20 protein-coding genes are annotated in these 21,846 nt (G+C 61.4%); all 20 read left to right on the top strand.

All coding sequences use genetic code 11. From position 1 onward, the window contains the following. Positions 1 to 165: 165 nt before the first annotated feature. The 20 genes from ACOCG7_RS30420 to atpA all read left to right on the top strand — a co-directional run bounded on the left by ACOCG7_RS30420 (position 166) and on the right by atpA (position 21,810). Complete coding sequence (locus ACOCG7_RS30420; RefSeq protein ID WP_073427857.1) at positions 166 to 945, top strand: ABC transporter ATP-binding protein; 780 nt, start codon at positions 166 to 168, stop codon at positions 943 to 945. Then, positions 942 to 1,700: an ABC transporter ATP-binding protein gene (locus ACOCG7_RS30415; protein WP_073427856.1), complete on the top strand. Its 759-nt coding sequence runs from the start codon at positions 942 to 944 to the stop codon at positions 1,698 to 1,700. The genes ACOCG7_RS30420 and ACOCG7_RS30415 overlap by 4 nt, the downstream gene beginning before the upstream one ends. A gap of 53 nt (positions 1,701 to 1,753) precedes the next feature. Further along, positions 1,754 to 2,968: an ABC transporter substrate-binding protein gene (locus ACOCG7_RS30410; RefSeq protein ID WP_073427855.1), complete on the top strand. Its 1,215-nt coding sequence runs from the start codon at positions 1,754 to 1,756 to the stop codon at positions 2,966 to 2,968. Between the two features lie 222 nt (positions 2,969 to 3,190). Further along, on the top strand, positions 3,191 to 4,075 hold the full coding sequence (locus tag ACOCG7_RS30405; protein WP_073427854.1) for a branched-chain amino acid ABC transporter permease: 885 nt from the start codon (positions 3,191 to 3,193) through the stop codon (positions 4,073 to 4,075). After that, a complete protein-coding gene (locus ACOCG7_RS30400; protein WP_073427853.1) occupies positions 4,075 to 5,046 on the top strand; it encodes a branched-chain amino acid ABC transporter permease in 972 nt (323 codons plus the stop codon). The genes ACOCG7_RS30405 and ACOCG7_RS30400 overlap by 1 nt, the downstream gene beginning before the upstream one ends. A gap of 522 nt (positions 5,047 to 5,568) precedes the next feature. Beyond that, a complete protein-coding gene (locus ACOCG7_RS30395) occupies positions 5,569 to 6,735 on the top strand; it encodes an ABC transporter substrate-binding protein (RefSeq protein WP_073427852.1) in 1,167 nt (388 codons plus the stop codon). 359 nt (positions 6,736 to 7,094) lie between these two features. Then, positions 7,095 to 8,255: an ABC transporter substrate-binding protein gene (locus ACOCG7_RS30390; protein WP_073427851.1), complete on the top strand. Its 1,161-nt coding sequence runs from the start codon at positions 7,095 to 7,097 to the stop codon at positions 8,253 to 8,255. A gap of 211 nt (positions 8,256 to 8,466) precedes the next feature. After that, positions 8,467 to 9,522 carry a branched-chain amino acid ABC transporter permease gene (locus tag ACOCG7_RS30385; RefSeq protein WP_073427849.1) on the top strand — a complete coding sequence of 352 codons (1,056 nt, stop codon included), beginning with the start codon at positions 8,467 to 8,469 and terminating at the stop codon, positions 9,520 to 9,522. Positions 9,523 to 9,526: 4 nt separating this feature from the next. Beyond that, positions 9,527 to 11,311 (top strand): ABC transporter permease subunit, encoded by a 1,785-nt coding sequence (locus ACOCG7_RS30380; protein WP_073427848.1) that lies wholly within the window; start codon positions 9,527 to 9,529, stop codon positions 11,309 to 11,311. 11 nt (positions 11,312 to 11,322) lie between these two features. Beyond that, a complete protein-coding gene (locus ACOCG7_RS30375; RefSeq protein WP_176035758.1) occupies positions 11,323 to 12,075 on the top strand; it encodes an ABC transporter ATP-binding protein in 753 nt (250 codons plus the stop codon). 173 nt (positions 12,076 to 12,248) lie between these two features. Further along, a complete protein-coding gene (mnmG, locus tag ACOCG7_RS30370; RefSeq protein ID WP_073427847.1) occupies positions 12,249 to 14,207 on the top strand; it encodes a tRNA uridine-5-carboxymethylaminomethyl(34) synthesis enzyme MnmG in 1,959 nt (652 codons plus the stop codon). Next, complete coding sequence (gene rsmG, locus ACOCG7_RS30365; protein WP_073427846.1) at positions 14,204 to 14,887, top strand: 16S rRNA (guanine(527)-N(7))-methyltransferase RsmG; 684 nt, start codon at positions 14,204 to 14,206, stop codon at positions 14,885 to 14,887. Before mnmG ends, rsmG begins: the two co-directional genes overlap by 4 nt. A gap of 78 nt (positions 14,888 to 14,965) precedes the next feature. Then, entirely contained in the window at positions 14,966 to 15,757 is a 792-nt protein-coding gene (locus ACOCG7_RS30360; protein WP_073427845.1) for a ParA family protein, read from the top strand. Between the two features lie 17 nt (positions 15,758 to 15,774). Beyond that, positions 15,775 to 16,662 carry a ParB/RepB/Spo0J family partition protein gene (locus ACOCG7_RS30355; protein WP_073427844.1) on the top strand — a complete coding sequence of 296 codons (888 nt, stop codon included), beginning with the start codon at positions 15,775 to 15,777 and terminating at the stop codon, positions 16,660 to 16,662. 489 nt (positions 16,663 to 17,151) lie between these two features. Further along, entirely contained in the window at positions 17,152 to 17,697 is a 546-nt protein-coding gene (locus ACOCG7_RS30350) for an ATP synthase subunit I (protein WP_073427843.1), read from the top strand. A 159-nt stretch (positions 17,698 to 17,856) separates the two neighbouring features. After that, positions 17,857 to 18,708, top strand: a complete 852-nt coding sequence (atpB, locus tag ACOCG7_RS30345) for a F0F1 ATP synthase subunit A (protein WP_073427842.1) — start codon at positions 17,857 to 17,859, stop codon at positions 18,706 to 18,708. Positions 18,709 to 18,788: 80 nt separating this feature from the next. After that, positions 18,789 to 19,058: a F0F1 ATP synthase subunit C gene (gene atpE, locus ACOCG7_RS30340; protein ID WP_007180033.1), complete on the top strand. Its 270-nt coding sequence runs from the start codon at positions 18,789 to 18,791 to the stop codon at positions 19,056 to 19,058. Between the two features lie 139 nt (positions 19,059 to 19,197). Next, positions 19,198 to 19,668, top strand: coding sequence for a F0F1 ATP synthase subunit B (locus ACOCG7_RS30335; RefSeq protein ID WP_073427841.1), 471 nt, complete (start codon positions 19,198 to 19,200; stop codon positions 19,666 to 19,668). Between the two features lie 2 nt (positions 19,669 to 19,670). After that, on the top strand, positions 19,671 to 20,210 hold the full coding sequence (locus ACOCG7_RS30330; RefSeq protein ID WP_073427840.1) for a F0F1 ATP synthase subunit delta: 540 nt from the start codon (positions 19,671 to 19,673) through the stop codon (positions 20,208 to 20,210). Between the two features lie 58 nt (positions 20,211 to 20,268). Then, positions 20,269 to 21,810, top strand: a complete 1,542-nt coding sequence (atpA, locus tag ACOCG7_RS30325) for a F0F1 ATP synthase subunit alpha (RefSeq protein ID WP_073427839.1) — start codon at positions 20,269 to 20,271, stop codon at positions 21,808 to 21,810. Positions 21,811 to 21,846 lie beyond the last annotated feature (36 nt).

Genomic DNA, 21,846 nt, shown 5'->3' with positions numbered 1-21,846 from the left:
CATTGGCGCGACAATGGCAGCCATGCTGCGTGCCGCCTTTGGATTACCGTCCCGATTGGTGCAGCACGCCAATGAGCGGCATGGGGTGCCGCCATATAAAAAAGTCGCGCAAGGATTCGCGCGGAAGATCGTAGTGCTTCGCCTTACTCCGTCACGGAAGGGAACATGATTCTCGGCGATACGATTCTCGAAACGCGGGGGCTTACCCGCGAGTTCAAAGGCTTCATCGCCGTGAACGGGGTGAACCTGCGCGTTCGGCGCGGCTCGATTCACGCGCTGATCGGGCCCAATGGGGCAGGCAAAACCACCTGTTTCAATCTGCTCACCAAGTTTCTCGAACCCACCGCGGGTCAGATCGTCTTTAACGGCATTGACATTACCGGTGAGCGTCCCGCGCAAATCGCGCGCCGCGGCATCATCCGGTCATTCCAGATTTCCGCTGTATTTCCGCATCTGACGGCATTGCAGAATGTGCGGATCGGTTTGCAGCGCTCGCTCGGCACCGCGTTTCATTTCTGGAGGAGCGAGCGCACGCTGCGCCAGCTCGACGATCGCGCCATGGATCTGCTCACGCAGGTCGGCTTGACCGATTTCGCCGATGTGTTGACCGTCGAACTTTCATACGGCCGCAAGCGCGCGCTGGAAATCGCCACCACCCTCGCGATGGAGCCTGAACTGATGCTGCTCGACGAACCGACGCAAGGCATGGGCCACGAAGACGTCGATCGCGTCACGGCGCTGATCAAAAAAGTATCGAGCGGTCGCACGATTCTGATGGTCGAGCACAACATGAACGTGATCGCCGGCATCTCCGACACGATCACCGTGCTGCAACGGGGTGAGGTGCTGGCCGAAGGCAGCTACGCCGAAGTGTCCAAGAATCCGCTCGTGATGCAAGCCTACATGGGCAGCGCCGACGCGGCGCTCGCCGGAGCCCACGCATGAATACGATTGCCGAGCGCGAAAGCCTCGAAGTGAGCGACACGGGCGGCGCCGCGCCTGCGCTGGAGATCACGGGTTTGCAGGCGTGGTACGGGGAATCCCATATCCTGCACGGCGTCGATCTGACGGTGAACCGCGGCGAAGTCGTCACGCTGCTTGGCCGCAATGGCGCGGGACGCACCACGACATTACGCGCCATCATGGGGCTGACCGGGCGGCGCACGGGTTCGATCCGCATCGGCGGACGCGAAACCATCAACTTGCCCACGCATCGCATCGCGCATTGCGGCATCGGTTATTGCCCGGAAGAGCGCGGTATTTTTTCGAGTCTATCGTGCGAGGAGAATCTGCTGTTGCCGCCGCCCGTCGGCGACAAGGCGCACATGATGTCGCTCGAGGAAATCTATTCGATGTTCCCGAATCTGCAGGAACGCCGCATGAGCCAGGGCACGCGGCTCTCGGGCGGCGAACAGCAGATGCTGGCGGTCGCGCGCATTCTGCGCACCGGCGCGAGCCTGCTGCTGCTCGACGAAATCTCGGAAGGGCTCGCGCCTGTCATCGTGCAGGCGCTCGCGCGCATGATCATCACGCTCAAGGCGCGCGGCTATACGGTCGTGATGGTCGAACAGAATTTCCGTTTTGCGGCACCACTTGCCGATCGCTTCTATGTGATGGAGCACGGCGCGATTGTCGAGCACTTCGGGGCGAGTGAACTCGAAAGCAAGATGCCGGTGCTGCATGACTTACTAGGCGTGTAGAAACACGCCTGATTGCCTCTGATAACCACAAGCGAAGAACCCAGGAGACAGGAATGAAAAAGAACCCACTCGCGCGGCTTGCCACACTCTGTTTCGCGGTCGCCGCCGGCGCCGCTTCGACGATGGGCACCGCGCAAGCGGCTGATGATGCGGTGAAGATCGGTTTCGTTACCGACATGTCCGGCCTGTACGCGGACATCGACGGCCCGGGCGGCCTCGAGGCGATTCGCATGGCGGTGGCGGACTTCGGCGGCAAGGTCAACGGCAAGCCGATCACGGTGGTCTACGCCGATCACCAGAACAAGGCGGATATCGCGGCGTCGCGCGCACGCGAGTGGTTCGATCGCGAAGGCGTCGATCTGCTGATCGGCGGCACGAACTCGGCAACCGCCTTGTCGATGAACACGGTGGCCAACGAGAAGCACAAGGTCTATATCAGCATCGGCGCGGGCGCCGACACGCTGACCAACGAGCAATGCACGCCGTACACGATCCACTATGCGTACGACACCACCGCGCTCGCCAAGGGCACCGGCTCCGCGGTGACGAAGCAGGGCGGCAAGACGTGGTACTTCCTGACCGCCGACTACGCGTTCGGCAAGGCGCTCGAAAAGAACACCGCGGACGTGGTGAAGGCAAACGGCGGCCAGGTGCTGGGCGAAGTGCGGCATCCGCTGTCGGCGTCGGACTTCTCGTCGTTCCTGCTGCAGGCGCAATCGTCGAAGGCGCAGATTCTGGGCCTTGCCAACGCAGGCGGCGACACGATCAATTCGATCAAGGCCGCCAAGGAATTCGGCGTCACCAAGACGATGAAGCTCGCCGCGTTGCTGGTGTTCATCAACGACATCCACAGCCTGGGGCTCGAAACGACCCAGGGCCTCGTGCTGACGGATAGCTGGTACTGGAACAAGGACGCGACAACGCGCAAGTGGGCGCAGCGTTACTTCGACAAGATGCGGAAGATGCCGTCGAGCCTGCAGGCCGCCGACTACTCGGCGGCCATGACCTACCTGAAGGCCGTGCAGGCCGTCGGCTCGACCGACTCCGAGAAGGTCATGGCGCAACTGAAGAAGGCGAAGGTCGACGACTTCTACGCGAAGGGCTACATCCGTCAGGACGGCAGCATGATCCACGACATGTACCTGATGCAGGTGAAGACGCCGGCTGAATCGAAAGAGCCGTGGGACTACTACAAGATCGCCGCGACGATCCCCGGCGAGCAGGCGTTTACCACCAAGGCTGAAACGCGCTGCGCGCTGTGGAAATAAGCGCGGACTGAGCGCCTGAAAGCCTGAAGGCGGCCTGCCCGGCGTCTTGCCGCGCGCTCGCACGTTAGTCGACGTCGAGCGGCGAGGCGAGCGCCGTGCGGACAAGCAGGCAGGCGGTAAACCGTTTCACATGCCGCGTGCGTTTGGCGATGTGCTTGCCGATCGCGCGCCGGCCGGATCGTGCGTCAGCCGATCTCACCTTGGCGATGGGTTAAGGCTTCAATGGACATCTTTGGCATTCCGCTACCGGCGATGCTGAGCCAGCTGCTGCTGGGGCTCGTGAACGGCTCGTTCTATGCGATTCTCAGCCTCGGCCTGGCGGTGATCTTCGGCTTGCTCAATGTGATCAACTTCGCGCATGGCGCGTTGTTCATGCTCGGCGCGATGCTCGCGTGGATGGGCTTTTCGTATTTCGGCCTGCCATATTGGCTGATGCTGGTGCTGGCGCCGCTGATCGTCGGGCTATTCGGCGTGGCGATCGAGCGCTCGATGCTGCGCTGGCTCTACAAGCTCGACCATCTTTACGGCCTGCTGCTGACGTTCGGCCTCACGCTCGTCGTGGAAGGCGTGTTCCGCTCGATCTACGGGTCGTCGGGCCAGCCTTACGACGTGCCCTCGGCGCTCTCCGGCGCGACCAATCTCGGCTTCATGTTCCTGCCGAACTATCGTGCCTGGGTGGTGGTGGCCTCGCTCATCGTGTGCTTCGCGACGTGGTTCGTGATCGAGAAGACGCGCCTCGGCGCCTATTTGCGCGCGGGCACCGAGAACCCGAAACTGGTGGAAGCGTTCGGCATCAACGTGCCGCTGATGATCACGCTCACCTACGGCTTCGGCGTCGCGCTGGCCGCGTTCGCCGGCGTGCTCGCGGCGCCCGTGATCCAGGTCTCGCCGCTAATGGGCCAGCCGATGATCATCACCGTGTTCGCGGTGGTCGTGATCGGCGGCATGGGTTCGATCATGGGCTCGATTCTGACCGGCCTGATGCTCGGCGTGATCGAAGGGCTGACGCGCGTGTTTTACCCCGAGGCGTCGGCGACCGTCGTCTTCGTGATCATGGCGCTCGTGCTGCTGGTGCGCCCGGCGGGTCTCTTCGGCAAGGAAAAATGATGCAGAGAAAAGTGCTCTACGGCCTGCTGCTGGTCGCGCTCCTCGCGGTGCCCGTGCTCGGCATCTATCCGCTCTTCGTGATGAAGGTGATGTGTTTCGCGCTGTTCGCGGCGGCGTTCAATCTGTTGATCGGCTACACCGGCCTGCTGTCGTTCGGCCACGCGATGTTTCTCGCCTCGGCGGGCTACGTCACCGGCTATGCGATGCAGACGCTCGGCTTCTCGCCGGAGCTGGGCGTATTCGCTGGCACCGCGGCGGCGACCTTGCTCGGCCTCATCGTCGGTATCTTCGCGATTCGCCGTCAGGGCATCTACTTCGCGATGGTGACGCTGGCGCTCGCGCAGATGGTCTACTTCGTGTTCCTGCAGGCGCCCTTCACGCACGGCGAGGACGGACTGCAAGGCGTGCCGCGCGGCAAATTGTTCGGCTTGCTGGATCTGTCGTCCGACGGCACCTTGTATTTCGTCGTGTTGACCGTGATGGTGCTCGCGTTCCTGCTGATCGTGCGGATCGTGCATTCGCCGTTCGGGCAAGTGCTGGTGGCGATCAAGGAGAACGAGCCGCGCGCGGTATCGCTCGGCTATGACACCGATCGCTTCAAGCTGCTCGCGTTCATTCTGTCGGCGGGGCTCGCGGGCCTCGCGGGTTCTCTGAAGGTGCTGGTGCAAGGCTTCGAGACGCTGAGCGACGCCTACTGGACCATGTCGGGTCTCGTCGTGCTGATGACGCTCGTCGGCGGCATGGGCACGCTCTTCGGGCCGCTGCTCGGCGCGGCGCTGATCGTCGCGCTCGAGGACCGGCTCGGCGATATCGGCGGCACGCTGGCTGCCACGACGGGCATCGAATGGTTCCGCTCGCTGGGCGAGTCGGTGACCATCGTGACCGGCGTGATTTTTATCGCCTGCGTGCTGGCGTTCCGGCGCGGCATTGTCGGCGAGATCATCGCGCGGGTGCGGCCGTTGCGGGCTTGAAGCGAGGCAAAGCAAAGCACGTCGTTGCTTTGGGATCCGATATAGGCGCGTCCGTCGAAAGCGGTGACGGCAATGCTGCGGCATCGCATGCTCGTAAGGCATGGGCGACGAGCTTTGCGCAGACCCGCCCCAAATCGGTGCCGCACTGCACCACTAGGGTAATTGCTAGTTGTTGCATGCCAGGTGCTCGTTTAACCTTCATGCAGTTCTGACGCACCACGAAATTTGCAGGTGGAGAACGAGGAGACAATGAGGCACTCAGTGCCCAGACGAAAGCGCTGTTGGATTGATATCCAACAGCGCTTTTTATTTGTCTTTTCGTTTATGCGCGATTCGAATCGTCCACTCATTCGGCGATCTTTTTATTCGCCGAAGCCCTTCCTGTTTCGCCTGCGTAAAGCCCGTAAAACGCTTGAGCGTGCGGCTTTGCTCCGCTACACTCGCGATTCGCCGACCGCTGGGTCGGGGTTTAAATCCGCGGATTTAAACTCGAATGAATAACGGGGTAGATAGAGGAGCGGGATGAAGTCGGCATTGCGATGGATCAGCGCGGCATGGGTCGCCACGGGAGTTTGCGCGGCATGGAGCGGCCATGCGTTCGCAGACGTGAAAATCGGCGTAACGGTATCGGCAACGGGGCCCGCCGCATCACTCGGTATTCCGGAAAAGAACACGATTGCGCTGCTGCCCAAGGAAGTGGCGGGGCAGAAAATCGACTACATCGTGCTCGACGACGCCACGGATTCGACCCAGGCCGTCAAGAACGCGCGCAAGCTCACCAGCGAAGATCACGTGGATGCGCTCATCGGCTCGACCGTCGTGCCGAACTCGCTGGCGATGATCGACGTCGCCGCTGAAAGCACCACGCCGATGATTTCCATGGCCGCCGCGGCGAGCATCGTCGAACCGATGGATGCAAAGCGCGCGTGGGTCTTCAAGACGCCGCAAAACGACATTCTGATGGCCACCGCGATCGCGCAGCACATGGCGAATCACGGTGTGAAGACGGTCGCGTTCATCGGCTTTGCGGACGCCTATGGCGAGAGCTGGTTCAAGGAATTCGGCAAGGCTGCGGATCTCGCGAAGATCAAGGTCGTCGCTAACGAGCGCTTTGCGCGCAACGACGCGTCGGTGACCGGCCAGGTGCTGAAGATCATGTCGCAGAATCCGGACGCGGTGCTGATCGCCGGCGCGGGCACACCGGCCGCGCTGCCGCAAAAAACGCTCAGGGAGCGTGGCTACAAGGGCAAGTATTATCAGACGCATGGCGTCGCCAATAACGACTTCCTGCGCGTGTGCGGCAAGGATTGCGAGGGCACGTATCTGCCCGCCGGCCCGCTGCTCGTCGCCGAGCAATTGCCCGACTCCAACCCTGTGAAGAAAAGCTCGCTCACCTACAAGCGCGCGTATGAAGCCGCGTACGGCGCGGGCTCGGTGTCGACATTCGGCGGTCACGCGTGGGATGCGGGCTTGCTCTTGCAACGCGCGATTCCTCTCGCGTTGAAGAAGGGGCAGCCGGGCACACCCGCGTTCCGCGAGGCGCTGCGCGCGGCGCTCGAAGGCACGAAAGACGCGCCCGCCGCGCACGGCATCTTCAACATGAGCGCGCACGATCATGCCGGCCTCGACCAGCGGGCACGCGTGATGGTGGAGATCGTCGGCGGCAAGTGGAAGCTGTCCGGCGACTGAGCGAAGGCGAATCGAAACGGAGCCCACCTAAAAAAGACGCGTGCAGTTGACGCGTCTTTTTTATTGCACGCGCAACGCGAAAGGTGGGGTCGCACGGGTTCAGGACAAACCCGCATTCGGGCTGCAGTCTATTGACCGTGACCGATGCAGAACGCAATATCACTAGCATGTTAGTGGTTTGTCCGGAATAGAAATCGCAGCAGCAGTTCGCAGCAGGGGAGTGGCACGAGAGCGGCGAAGGCATTCATGCTCGGCAGGGAAAACCATGCTTGGCATGCCTGGACCCGATAACTAGATTCAGACACCCGGCCGGTGAGCCGGATTACGGATACGCGCTTCAAAGCGTTCGGAGACTTGCAATGAAAAAGACAAAGCAGTGGGTATGCACCAGCATCGCGATGGCATTGATGTGCGGCGCGGGCGCGGCCTACGCGCAGGTGAAAATCGGCGTGACGCTGTCCACCACGGGGCCGGCTGCGTCGCTGGGAATTCCTGAAAAGAATACGATCGCTCTGCTGCCGAAAGAGATCGGCGGCAAGACCGTGCAGTACATCATCCTCGATGACGCATCGGACACCGGCAAGGCCGTGCAGAACACGCGCAAGCTGATCGACGAAGACCACGTCGACGCGATCGTCGGCTCGACCGTCACGCCGAATTCGCTGGCCATGCTCGACGCGGTGGCTGAAGGCAAGACGCCGATGATCTCGCTGGCGGCCTCGGCCGCGATCATTTCGCCGATGGACGCGAAGCGCGCATGGGCCTTCAAGCCGCCGCAAAACGACAGCCTGATGGCCGATGCGATTGCCGATTACATGGAGCATCACGGCGTGAAGACGGTGGGCTTCATCGGCTTCGCGGATGCCTACGGCGATAGCTGGAACAACGTGTTTACCGCCGCGGCCAACGCGCACAATCTGAAGGTCGTTTCCAACGAGCGATTCAACCGCACGGACGCTTCAGTTACCGGCCAGGTGTTGAAGACGATGGGCGCGAATCCCGACGCGGTGCTGATCGCGGGCTCGGGCACGCCGTCGGCGCTGCCGGCCAAGACGCTCAAGGAGCGCGGCTACAAGGGCAAGGTCTATCAGACGCACGGCGTCGCGAACAACGATTTCCTGCGCGTGTGCGGCAAGGACTGCGAAGGCGAAATCCTGCCGGCTGGTCCGATCCTCGTTGCCGATCAACTGCCGGACTCGAATGCGGTGAAGAAGTCCTCGCTGGCCTATAAGGCTGCGTACGAGAAGGCCTATGGCGCAGGTTCGGTCGCGACCTTCGGCGGTCACGCATGGGACGCCGGCCAGATGCTGCAACGTGCGATTCCCGAAGCGCTGAAAACCGCGCAACCGGGCACGGAGGCATTCCGCGTGGCACTGCGCGGCGCGCTCGAAAACATCAAGGAGCTGCCGGTCTCGCACGGCATCATGAACATGACCACGACCGACCACAACGGCCTCGACAAGCGCGCACGCGTGATCGTGCAGATCGTCGACGGCAAGTGGAAGCTGCAGAACGACTAACGACAAAACGGCACGCGCCTCTCGCGCAATGTGCGGCCTGTGACGCCGCATTGCCATTCTGTTCGATGACAATGGCAACGACCGCCGCGCCGTGTTCCGGCGCGGCGGTCGCCTTTTCAGGCATGACAGCCTGACGGCCGCGGCTGCGAGTTCTGCCGCTGCCGCCACGATTGTTTCCCGGTTTCGATTTCGACGCTTCAGGACGAGGAAGATGGATCTATCAATTGCGGCGATCCTCGCGCAGGACGGCATCACCACCGGCGCGATCTACGCGCTGCTCGCGCTCGCGCTGGTGCTGGTGTTCTCCGTGACGCGGGTGATCTTCATCCCGCAGGGGGAGTTTGTTTCATACGGCGCGTTGACACTCGCCGCCTTGCAGACACAAAAATTTCCCGCCACCTGCTGGCTGCTGATGGCGATGGGCGCTGCGTGCTTCGTCGTCGAGACGGCGGGGTTGGTGCGGCATCCCGAGCGGCGCCGGCATGCGGCACGCACGCTGGTGACGCTGGTCGGCAAATACCTGCTGTTTCCGATCGCGGTATACGCGCTCACGCGCGGCGTTTTCCTTCAGCCTCTGCCGATGATCGTGCAGATCGCATTGACGCTACTGATCGTGATTCCGATGGGCCCGTTCGTCTACCGGCTCGCGTATGAGCCGATCGCGGAGGCGACCACGTTGTTGCTGCTCATCGTGGCGGTGGCGGTGCACTTCGCGATGGTCGGCCTGGGGCTCGTGATGTTCGGCGCCGAAGGCTCGCGCACCACGGCGTTTTCCGATGCGACCTTCACTGCCGGCAGCCTTTCGATCTCCGGGCAAAGCCTGTGGGTGGTGGGCACGGCGGTGGTATTGATCGGCGCGCTTTACCTGTATTTCGACCGCTCGATCTCGGGCAAGGCGTTGCGCGCCACGTCGGTGAACCGGCTCGGCGCGCGGCTCGTCGGCATCGGCACGACGCAGGCGGGACGCCTCGCGTTCACGCTCGCGGCAGGGCTCGGCGCGCTGTGCGGCATTCTCGTCGCACCGCTGACCACCATTTATTACGACTCTGGCTTCCTGATCGGTTTGAAGGGCTTCGTGGGCGCGATTATCGGCGGCCTCGTCAGCTATCCGCTGGCGGCGGCGGGCTCGATCCTGGTCGGCCTGCTGGAGTCGTATTCGTCGTTCTGGGCGAGCGCGTACAAGGAAGTGATCGTGTTCACGCTGATCATCCCGGTGCTGCTGTGGCGCAGTCTAGCCAGCCCGCACGCCGAAGAAGACGAGGAGTGACGCGATGAAACGGATCATGCAAAACAAGTTCTTCTGGCTGTTCCTGATCGTGCTGTTCGCGCTGCCGGTGCTGCCGCAGCCGATCCATGTGCCCGAGTACTGGGTGACGCTGCTCAACTACATCGGCTTGTACTCGATCGTGGCGATCGGGCTTGTCCTGCTGACCGGCATTGGTGGGATGACGAGCTTCGGGCAGGCAGCGTTCGTCGGTATCGGCGCCTACGCGACCGCCTATCTCACGACGCGGTTCGGCGTGTCGCCGTGGCTCGCGCTGATCGCCGGCGTGATCGTGACCGCCTTGATCGCGCTGATGCTAGGTCTCGTGACGATGCGCCTCTCCGGTCACTTTCTGCCGCTCGGCACGATCGCATGGGGACTCGCGCTGTTCTATCTGTTCGGCAATCTTGAAATGCTCGGCAAGTACGACGGCATCAACGGGATTCCGGTGCTAAATGTTTTTGGCATCAACCTGGAATCGGGGCGCCATATCTATTACCTGATCTGGCTGGTGGTGCTCGGCGCGGTAGTGTCTGTTCAAAATCTGCTTAATAGCCGGCCCGGCCGAGCGATCCGCGCGCTACGCGGCGGCGGCATGATGGCCGAAGCCATGGGCGTGAATACAGGCTGGATGCGCGTGGTGATTTTCGTCTATGCCGCTGTGCTGGCGTCGATTTCGGGCTTTCTCTACGCCCACCTTCAACGTGCGGTGAATCCCACGCCGTTCGGCTTGAATCACGGCATCGAGTTTCTGTTCATGGCGGTGGTGGGGGGCGTGTCGCATGTTTGGGGCGCGGTGCTCGGCGCGGCGATCCTGACCGTGTTGCAAGACTATCTTCAAACGCTGCTGCCCAGGTTGCTCGGGGAGAACGGGAACTTCGAAGTAATCGTATTCGGCATCTTGATGGTGCTGTTGTTGCAATACGCCCGCCAAGGCGTATGGCCGTTCGTCGCACGTTTCTTCCCGCGCGGGCCACGCGCGCATCTGCCGGATCACGCTGAGCCCTTGCCGCAGCGCAGCAAGCCGGTCGAGGGAGAAAGTCTGCTGACGGTGAATAAGGCGCGTAAGCAGTTCGGCGGGCTCGTGGCGGTGAACGACGTCAGCTTCGAGGTGAAAGCAGGGCAGATCATCGGCCTGATCGGTCCGAACGGCGCGGGCAAGTCGACCACGTTCAATCTGGTTACCGGCGTGTTGCAAGCGACCAGTGGAGAGATTACTTTCCGCGGCGAACGCATTGATTCACTGAATTCACGTGAAATCGTCAAGCGCGGAATCGGCCGCACGTTTCAGCACGTCAAACTCTTGCCGGGCATGACCGTGCTCGAGAACGTGGCGATTGGCGCGCATCTGCGTGGACAGGCCGGCGTATGGCGTAGCATCGCCCGCCTGAACAGCGCGGAAGAAGCGCGGCTGATGGCTGAAGCCGCGCGCCAGATTCGCCGCGTCGGACTCGAGCAGCACATGTACGACGAGGCCGGCAGTCTGGCGTTGGGCCAGCAGCGGATTCTCGAAATCGCCCGTGCGCTGTGCTGCGATCCGACCTTGCTGCTGCTGGATGAGCCGGCGGCAGGTCTGCGATATCAGGAGAAGCTGCAACTGGCTGATCTGTTGCGCCGACTCAAGGCTGAAGGCATGAGCGTGCTGCTGGTCGAACACGACATGGATTTCGTGATGAATCTCACCGATCGGCTGGTGGTGATGGAGTTCGGCACGCGTATCGCGGAAGGTTTGCCGCTGGAGGTACAGCAGGACCCGGCGGTACTCGAAGCGTATCTCGGCGGGGTGGAATGATGGAGAGCATGATGAATGCCGCTGCACCGATTCTCGACGTGACCGGTTTGTCGGTCCGGTATGGCAAGGTTGAGGCACTGCACGGCGCGGCGATCAAAGTGGGGGCTGGACAGATCGTCTCGGTGATTGGGCCGAACGGCGCGGGCAAGTCTACGTTGCTGAATGCAATCATGGGCGCGTTGCCGACCACGGGCCATGCGAAGGGCACCATTCTGTATCAGGGCGAAGACGTCAGCGCGGTGCCGGTTGAAAAGCGGGTCGCGCGCGGCATGTGTCTCGTGCCAGAAAAGCGTGAGCTGTTTGCGTCGATGACGGTCGAGGACAACCTCGTGCTCGGGGCTTATCGACGCAAGCGCGCGGGTGAGCGTAACTTCCTCGACCAGTTGGAGCCGGTCTTTACGCTGTTTCCTCGGCTGAAGGAACGCCGCAAGCAGGCGGCAGGGACGTTGTCCGGGGGCGAGCGGCAAATGCTCGCGGTAGGACGAGCGCTGATGGGGAAGCCCGATCTACTGATGTTGGACGAGCCGAGTTTAGGTCTCGCGCCGTTGATCGTGAAAGAGATTTTTCACATCATTAGCGCGCTGCGCCAGACGGGCGTCGCCACACTGTTGATCGAACAGAACGCCCGGGCAGCGCTGCAAATCTCCGATTATGGCTATGTGCTTGAAACGGGCGAGCTGGCGCTCGAAGGTCCGGCGGCTGATCTTGCGCAGAATCCGCGGGTGATCGAGACCTATCTGGGGCTGGCTAAGAAAGTGGCTTAGCGTCGGTCGCATCATCGTTTTCTCGCTGTTCGAAGCGGCGTGTTTCACGTGAAACATGCCGCTTTTTTATTGATTGGCCGTTCGGACGAAATTCGGGCCTAAACCGAACCCGTTATAATTCGTCGATACATTTCCTTTAAAGGCTCACGCGACGATCTGGCGTGAGATCCGCCATGCTTTTTCCCACAGAATTTGACGTAATCGTCGTCGGAGGTGGTCATGCCGGCACCGAGGCTGCATTGGCTTCGGCGCGCATGGGCAATACGACGCTGCTGCTGACGCACAACATCGAGACCCTCGGACAGATGAGTTGCAATCCGTCGATTGGCGGCATCGGCAAGGGCCATCTCGTGAAGGAAGTCGATGCGCTAGGCGGTGCAATGGCGGCCGCGACGGACGAGGGCGGCATCCAGTTCCGCATCCTCAATTCGTCGAAGGGGCCGGCCGTTCGCGCGACGCGCGCTCAGGCAGACCGTCTGCTCTATAAGCAGGCAATCCGGCATCGCCTGGAGAATCAGCCGAACTTATGGCTATTCCAGCAAGCCGTCGACGATTTGATGGTCGAGGGCGACCGAGTAGTCGGCGCGGTTACGCAGGTGGGCATTCGTTTTCGCTCGCGCGCAGTGGTCTTGACGGCCGGGACGTTCCTCGACGGCAAGATTCATGTCGGGTTAAACAACTATACCGGCGGCCGTGCCGGTGACCCCGCTGCGGTGTCCTTGTCCGCGCGACTCAAGGAATTGAAGCTGCCGCAAGGCCGGCTCAAGACCGGGACGCCGCCGCGCATCGACGGACGCACGATCGATTTTTCCAAGCTCGAAGAACAGCCGGGCGACCTGGATCCGGTGCCCGTGTTCTCGTTTCTCGGGCGCGTTGAGCAGCATCCGCGGCAAGTGCCGTGCTGGGTCACGCACACCAATGAGCGTACGCACGACATCATCCGCGGCGGGCTCGACCGCTCGCCCATGTACACGGGCGTCATCGAGGGAGTGGGGCCGCGCTATTGCCCATCCATCGAGGACAAGATCCATCGCTTCGCGACGAAGGAATCGCACCAGATTTTCCTTGAACCAGAAGGGCTGACGACGAACGAGTTCTATCCGAACGGCATTTCCACGAGCCTTCCGTTCGACGTACAACTGGAACTGGTGCGGTCGATGCGCGGTTTGGAGCACGCGCATATCCTGCGGCCAGGCTACGCGATCGAATATGACTATTTCGACCCGCGAGGACTCAAGGCCTCGCTGGAAACGAAAGTGATCGACGGGTTGTTCTTTGCGGGTCAAATCAACGGCACGACCGGCTACGAGGAAGCTGCCGCGCAAGGTTTGCTCGCGGGCATCAACGCCGGATTGCACGTGCAGGGCAAGGAAGCCTGGTGTCCTCGCCGCGACCAGGCGTATCTCGGCGTGTTGGTCGACGATCTCGTGACCCGTGGCGTCTCCGAGCCGTACCGGATGTTCACGAGCCGCGCGGAATATCGTCTGAGTTTGCGTGAAGACAACGCCGATATGCGCCTGACTGAAATCGGGCGCGAGCTCGGCGTCGTCGACGATATCCGGTGGAGCGCATTCAGCGGTAAGCGCGACGCGGTTTCACGTGAAACAGAGCGGCTCCGCACAACGTGGGTCAATCCTAAGACGTTACCTGCGGAGGAAGCGACGGCATTGCTCGGCAAGCCGATCGATCACGAGTACAGCTTGGCCGATCTACTGCGTCGCCCGGGGATCAGCTACGACGGCGTTTGCGCTTTGCGCACAGGCACATGCGCAGCGCCCGACCTATTGGCCGAAGACGACGTGCTGCGCGCTCAGATCAAGGAACAGATCGAGATCGGCATTAAGTATCAGGGCTATATCGACCGCCAGGCCGGTGAAATCGAGCGCAATGAGGCGCACGAAAGCACGAGGTTGCCGGACGGCCTGGATTACGCCGAAGTCCGCGGGCTGTCGTTCGAGGCGCGCCAGAAGCTGACGCAGTTCCGCCCCGAGACCATTGGACAGGCGTCGCGCATTTCGGGCATCACGCCGGCGGCGATCTCGTTGCTGATGGTGCATTTGAAGCGCGGTTTGGGACGCCGTCCGGCGAAACCGGCTGCGCCTGACACCGACGCTACGCCGGTGACGCAATGACCGTGAGCCAGAAGGGAGGCGGTAGGGAAGCGTTGGCGCCGTTGCTGACGGATGGTGCGCGCGAACTCGGCCTCGATCTGAGCGACGCCCAACTCGGCAAGCTGCTCGATTACGTCGCCTTGCTGTCGAAGTGGAACGCCGTCTACAACCTGACGGCGATTCGTGATCCGCGGCAAATGCTGATTCAGCACATTCTGGATTCGCTCTCGATCGTGCCGCACCTGGCGCCGCGCGGTCCGTCCTCGGCGCTCGACGTGGGTTCCGGCGGTGGTCTGCCGGGTATCGTGCTGGCGATAGTTTTGCCTGAATGGACCGTCACTGTGAATGACATCGTTCATAAGAAGACGGCTTTTCAGGCTCAGGCCAAGGCCGAACTCGGCTTGGCGAATCTCTCGGTGGTGACTGGCCGCGTGGAAACACTGCGGCCGGGCGCCGAAGTTCCGGCGAAGTTCGACGTAATCGTCTCGCGCGCATTCGCAGAGCTCACGGATTTCGTTACACTGGCCCGTCATCTGGTTGCCGAGCACGGTGCAATCTGGGCGATGAAAGGGCAGCGTCCCGACGATGAGATCGAACGCTTGCCGGCGGGCGCCCACGTGGAACAGATCATTCGGCTGAATGTGCCGGCGCTGGACGCCGAACGGCATCTGATCAAGGTTGTCGTGGACGCCGGGAACTGACGACCGCCGCTAGCCTCACGCGTCCGATACCAATAGCGCTTTTTATTTCATCCAGGCAGCAAAAGGGACACTCCAACGATGGCAAAAATCTTCTGCGTTGCGAACCAGAAAGGCGGCGTCGGCAAGACGACGACCGCAGTCAATCTGGCCGCGAGCCTGGCAGCGCAGGAACAGCGAGTCCTTCTCATCGATCTGGACCCGCAAGGCAACGCCACGATGGGCAGCGGCATCGACAAGGGCGCGTGTGCGAACACCGTCTACGAGGTGCTCGTGGATGGCGTGGCGGTGAGCGACGCGCGAGTGCGGCCGGAAGCCGTCGACTATGACGTACTGCCCGCGAACCGCGAACTGGCCGGAGCGGAGGTCGAGCTGGTCAGCGTCCAGAACCGCGAGCGTCAACTGAAGCTCGCGCTTGCCGCGGTCGAGAGCGAATATGATTTCGTGCTGATCGATTGTCCGCCGGCTTTGTCGCTGCTCACGCTCAACGGGCTGTGCGCCGCACACGGCGTCGTCATTCCAATGCAATGCGAGTACTTCGCGCTCGAAGGTTTGTCGGATCTGGTCAACACGATCAAGCAGGTACACGCCAATCTGAACCGTGACCTGAAGGTGATCGGCCTGCTGCGCGTGATGTTCGATCCGCGCATCACTTTGCAACAGCAGGTTTCGGATCAACTGAAAGAGCATTTCGGCGACAAGGTATTCGATGTGGTGATCCCGCGCAATGTTCGTCTCGCCGAGGCGCCCAGCTATGGATTGCCGGGCGTCGTATTCGACAAGGCGTCGCGCGGCGCGCAGGCGTATGTGCAGTTCGGCGCGGAAATGATTGAGCGGGTGCGGGCACTGAATAACGCGCCCCAGGCGTCCTAAGGGATCGAGGAAGCACGATGAATGCAGTAGCAAGAAAGAAGGGGCTGGGCCGCGGGCTGGAAGCGCTGCTTGGCGGCAGTGCGGACATTACAGAGGCCGTGACGATCGAAGGTGCGCCGCACGTGCTGCCGCTCAGCAAGTTGCAGGCGGGTAAGTATCAGCCGCGCACGCGCATGGACGAGGGCGCATTGCAGGAGCTCGCGGCCAGCATCCGTGCCCAGGGGCTGATGCAGCCGATCCTGGTGCGCCCCGTATCGGCGGACAAGTACGAGATCATCGCCGGGGAGCGTCGTTTCCGTGCGGCGCGCCTTGCGGGCCTCGACGAAGTGCCTGTGCTGGTGAAGGACGTGCCTGACCAGGCCGCTGCGGCGATGGCGCTGATCGAGAACATTCAGCGCGAGGATCTGAATCCGCTCGAAGAAGCGCAGGGCATTCAGCGCTTGCTCGATGAGTTCAACTTTACGCACGAGCAGGCGGCGGAGTCGGTCGGTCGGTCGCGTAGTGCGGTGTCAAACCTGCTGCGCCTGCTCAACCTCGCAACGCCGGTGCAGACCATGTTGTTGGCCGGCGACCTCGACATGGGGCATGCTCGCGCATTACTGGCTGTCGACGCCGCGACGCAGATCACGCTCGCCAATCAGGTCGTCAATAAGCGCATGTCGGTGCGCGAAACCGAAAAGCTGGTGACGTCGACCACCAAAGCGGCGCCGGCGGTCAAGGCGCGCGCTAATCCCGATGGCGGCCGCGATACGCGGCGACTCGAAGAGGAACTGTCGGACCTGCTCGCGGCAACGGTAAAGATCAAGCTCGGCCGACGTGGTCGAGGGCAGGTGCTGGTGGATTTCGGTGACCTTGACGCACTGGAAGGCATTCTTATCCGCTTGCGTGGTAATGCCACGGCGTAAGCAGGGTGACGTGCGCTGAATCTGAGTATCGAACGATGTTGACGGATCTGGAGTGCGACTGCGGGATCGGCTGGATTCCTAATTGATTCGGCGCCCGATGTTCGGAATCGTTGAACTGTGAGAAATGTGCGCGTCTATACCTTCACCGCGACGACTTCTCAGATGTCCACCCAAGGCGACGAAAATCACTGCCTGTTGCATTTCAGAGACGTCTGTCGCCGCGCCTGCGCCGCCTGTCGATGAGTGCAGGCGCGCCGGATTCAATGCGTATATTTGATTGTCCCCCAAGCCGCCTTACATTCACCGTATTTTCATGCATCGGAAGGTGGTTCCCGCATCGTGAGCAGCGTTTTCATACCGGTTATTGAACGGCCTAAAGTCTTGAATTGCCTGCAACTATCGCTTACAATCGCCCGGATTTAATTGCACGGCAACCCCGTAAGCGCAGCGAAAGCTCGCGGGCTGGAACAAGACTTTCGGAACACTGCGATGGCGGTCAAAGCGTCGAATCAAGCGCCGAAGAATGGGCACGACGAACACCGCGCTGAACGCGCCGCTTCCGATGCGTCCACCGGTCCGCACGTTGCACCTGACGACGCGTGGGATGTCGAGCAACAAGATAACAATATCGTTCCGCTCACGCGGGCCGAGGCTGAGAAGCTGTTTGGTCCCAATGTGAGTCGTCCGTCGCGCGTTACGCCGTTTAAGGTTGTGGCAGCGCAAATGGTTTTGTCCCTGGTTGCTACGCTGGTGTGGTGGCTGTTTTACAAGCCGCCGGGCGCTGCTGCGCTGTCCGCGTTCCTGGGAGGAGCGATCTGCTGGTTGCCGGGCGCGTTGTTCGCGGCACGACTGAGAACGTTGAGCGGCGCGGAAACAGTGATGAGCTGGATGATCGGCGAAGCGCTCAAGATGGGGACAACGATCGCGATGTTTGTGGCCATCGCCTTCTGGTATCACGACGTACGCTGGGTGCCGCTGCTCGTGACCTACCTCATCGCGCTCAAGACGTACTGGATCGCCCTCGCCTGGCGCTAGTTCGCGGCAACAAGGTAGCAGCAAAAAATTCAGGCCGGCGCGCAGCGCTGGTAAGGCGTGCGGATACGGTACGATCCGCACCCGGCGCGTTTCCGCAAGAGAGCATCGCCGCGGGAACGGCCTAAGACGATTTTCGACAATTTGGGTGGCTTTAACGATATGGCAGCTAGCGAAGGCACGCGCGCAATGGATCCGTCCGAGTACATCGCGCACCACTTGCAGAACTTTTCCACCGGACACCAGACGTCGATTTTCGACATCCACGTGTGGAATCTGGACACCCTTTTCTGGTCGATCGTTTGCGGTCTGGCCACCATCTTGATTCTGCATTTCGCTGCCCGCAAGGCGACGTCCGGCGTGCCGGGCCGATTCCAGTGCGCAGTTGAAATGCTGGTCGAAATGGTCGAGGATCAATCGAAGTCGATGATCCACGGCACGCGCACCTTCATCGCGCCGCTGGCGTTGACCGTGTTCGTGTGGGTCGCGCTGATGAACGCCCTCGACTTTATCCCTGTCGACCTGCCGGGCCACGTGATCGACTGGCTGGGCCTCTCCGGCGTCATCTCGCATCACCGCATCGTGCCGACCGCCGATCTGAACGGTACGCTCGGCATCGCCCTCGGTGTCTTCGCGCTGATGATTTACTACAACTTCAAGATCAAGGGCGCCGGCGGCTTCGTGCACGAACTGCTGTCCGCCCCGTTCGGCGCGCATCCGCTGCTGTGGATCCCGAACCTTGCACTGAACATCATCGAGTTCGTCGCGAAGACGGTCTCGCTCGGCATGCGGCTGTTCGGCAACATGTACGCGGGCGAACTGTTGTTCCTGCTGATTGCCCTGCTCGGCAGCATCTGGAGCTTCGGCGCGGACACGACGGTGCTTGGCTTCATCGGCCACGTGATCGCCGGCAGCGTGTGGGCCATCTTCCACATCCTGATCGTGCTGCTGCAGGCGTTCATTTTCATGATGCTGACGCTGGTGTACATCGGCCAGGCACACGACACGCACTAACCCGCGCTGTCGACCAAAGAATCGCAGTTTTCAAATCCAGTTCCAACCAGTTCTAAAAGACTTTTCACAAAGGAGTGATCATGCAAGCTTTCATCGCCAACATCCAGGGTCTGACCGCCATCGGTATCGGCATCATCATCGGCCTGGGTGCAATCGGCGCCTGTATCGGTATCGGCCTGATGGGCGGCAAGTACATCGAAGCATGTGCACGCCAGCCGGAACTGATGAACCCGCTGCAAACCAAGATGTTCCTGCTGGCTGGTCTGATCGATGCGGCGTTCCTGATTGGCGTTGGTGTGGCAATGCTGTTTGCGTTCGCGAACCCGCTGCTGTCGAAGCTGGCAGGCTAAGGTTCCTCGGAAGTTTGCGCCTGAGCTATAACTGGTGAAGGCGCAGGGCGGAACGGGCACTTGGGCGCTGATCGAAGACAGAATCGATGAGCGCCTTGCCGTTTCACTTTTCCGAACTAGCAACGTTTAAGGAAACACCGTGAATCTCAACGCAACCCTGTTTGCGCAAATGGTCGTGTTCCTGATCCTCGCGTGGTTCACGATGAAGTTCGTGTGGCCGCCGCTGATCAATGCCCTCGACGAGCGCTCAAAGAAGATTGCTGACGGTTTGTCTGCCGCTGAAAAGGGCAAGGCTGAACTCGAAGCCGCTCACAAGCGCGTCGACCAGGAACTGGCTCAGGCACGCAACGACGGTCAGCAACGTATTGCTGACGCAGAAAAGCGCGCTGTGGCAGTCGCTGACGAAATCAAGACGCAAGCACAAGCCGAAGCAGCCCGCATCATCGCGCAAGCGAAGGCCGACGCGGAACAGCAAGTCGTCAAGGCGCGCGAAACGCTGCGCGGTGAAGTCGCCGCATTGGCTGTGAAGGGCGCTGAACAGATCCTGAAGCGTGAAGTCGACCAGGCAGCTCACGCTGACCTGCTGAATCAACTGAAAGCCGAGCTCTGATCATGGCCGAACTTGCAACCATCGCCCGTCCGTACGCAGAAGCGCTGTTTGGCGTGGCCGAAGCTGGTGACATCGCCGCCTGGTCCACGCTCGTGCAGGAGCTGGCACAGGTTGCGCGTCTGCCCGAAGTGCTGTCGATCGCCTCGAGCCCGAAAGTGAGCCGCGCCCAGGTCAGCGAACTGCTGCTGGCCGCGGTCAAGTCGCCGCTCAAGGACAACGCGCAAGCGAAGAACCTGGTGCAAATGCTGGTCGATAACCATCGCTTGCAATTGCTGCCGGAAATCGCCGTGCAGTTCGAAGAGTTGAAGAACGCCCGCGAAGGGGCGGCAGATGTGCTGATCGTCAGCGCATTCCCGCTCGAAGGCGCGCAGTTGAACGACCTCGTCGCAAGTCTCGAACGCAAGTTCAAGCGCAAGCTGAAGCCGACGGTCGAAGTCGACTCGTCGCTGATTGGCGGCGTGCGCGTGACGGTTGGCGACGAAGTGCTCGATACCTCGGTCCGCGCGCGGCTTGCCAGCATGCAAACGGCTCTGACGGCCTGAAGCGCCTCTTGCGCTGAAGCGGCTGGCACGCAACAGAATTGACTATCAGGAGCGAATAATGCAACTCAATCCCTCTGAGATCAGCGAGCTGATCAAGAGCCGGATCCAGGGTCTTGAAGCGAGCGCGGACGTTCGCAACCAGGGCACTGTGATCTCCGTGACCGACGGCATCGTGCGTATTCACGGCCTGTCGGAAGTGATGCAGGGCGAGATGCTCGAATTCCCGGGCAACACGTTCGGTCTCGCACTGAACCTCGAGCGCGACTCGGTCGGCGCCGTGATTCTGGGTGAATACGAACACATTTCGGAAGGCGACATCGTCAAGACGACGGGCCGCATTCTGGAAGTGCCGGTGGGTCCGGAACTGCTCGGCCGCGTGGTCGACGCACTCGGCAATCCCATCGACGGCAAGGGCCCGATCAATGCAAAGAAAACTGACGCAATCGAAAAGATCGCGCCGGGCGTGATCTGGCGTAAGTCGGTTTCCGAGCCGGTCCAAACCGGGCTGAAATCGATCGACGCGATGGTGCCGGTTGGCCGTGGCCAGCGCGAGCTGATCATCGGCGACCGCCAGTGCGGCAAGACCGCGGTCGCAGTCGATGCGATCATCAACCAGAAGGGCAAGAATCTCTTCTGTATCTACGTCGCGATCGGCCAGAAGGCTTCGTCGATCATGAACGTGGTGCGTAAGCTGGAAGAAACCGGCGCGCTGGAATACACGATCGTCGTGGCAGCTTCGGCTTCGGAATCGGCTGCGATGCAATACCTCGCGCCTTATGCGGGCTGCACGATGGGCGAATACTTCCGCGATCGCGGCCAGGACGCGCTGATCGTCTACGACGACTTGACCAAGCAAGCTTGGGCATACCGCCAGATCTCGCTGTTGCTGCGCCGCCCGCCGGGTCGTGAAGCTTATCCGGGCGACGTGTTCTACCTGCACTCGCGTCTGCTGGAGCGTGCTGCTCGCGTCTCGGAAGAGTATGTCGAGAAGTTCACCAACGGCGAAGTGAAGGGCAAGAGCGGTTCGCTGACGGCGTTGCCGGTCATCGAAACGCAAGCAGGTGACGTGACGGCGTTCGTTCCGACGAACGTGATTTCGATTACCGACGGCCAGATCTTCCTGGAAACCGATCTTTTCAACGCAGGTATCCGCCCGGCGATCAACGCCGGCGTGTCGGTGTCGCGCGTCGGTGGTGCAGCTCAAACCAAGGTCGTGAAGAAGCTGTCGGGCGGTATCCGTACCGACCTCGCGCAGTATCGTGAACTGGCTGCGTTCGCGCAGTTCGCCTCGGACCTCGACGAAGCCACCCGTAAGCAACTGGAGCGCGGCCGCCGCGTGACGGAACTGCTCAAGCAGCCGCAGTATCAACCGCTGCAAGTGTGGGAACTGGCGATCTCGCTGTTTGCCGCGAACAACGGCTACCTCGACGATCTGGAAGTCGCACAGGTGCTGCCGTTCGAAAAGGGCCTGCGCGAATACCTGAAGTCGAGCCACGCTGACCTGATCAAGCGCGTCGAAGACACCAAGGAACTCTCGAAGGACGACGAAGGCCTGCTGCACACGGCCGTCAAAGACTTCAAGAAGTCCGGCGCTTATTGATCCGCGAGTGACCCGCAAGGCATAAACGGACCCTGA

The sequence above is a fragment of the Paraburkholderia sp. DD10 genome, assembly GCF_049177125.1.
GTDB lineage: Bacteria > Pseudomonadota > Gammaproteobacteria > Burkholderiales > Burkholderiaceae > Paraburkholderia > Paraburkholderia terricola.
This window is presented reverse-complemented; position numbering and strand designations above follow the sequence as displayed.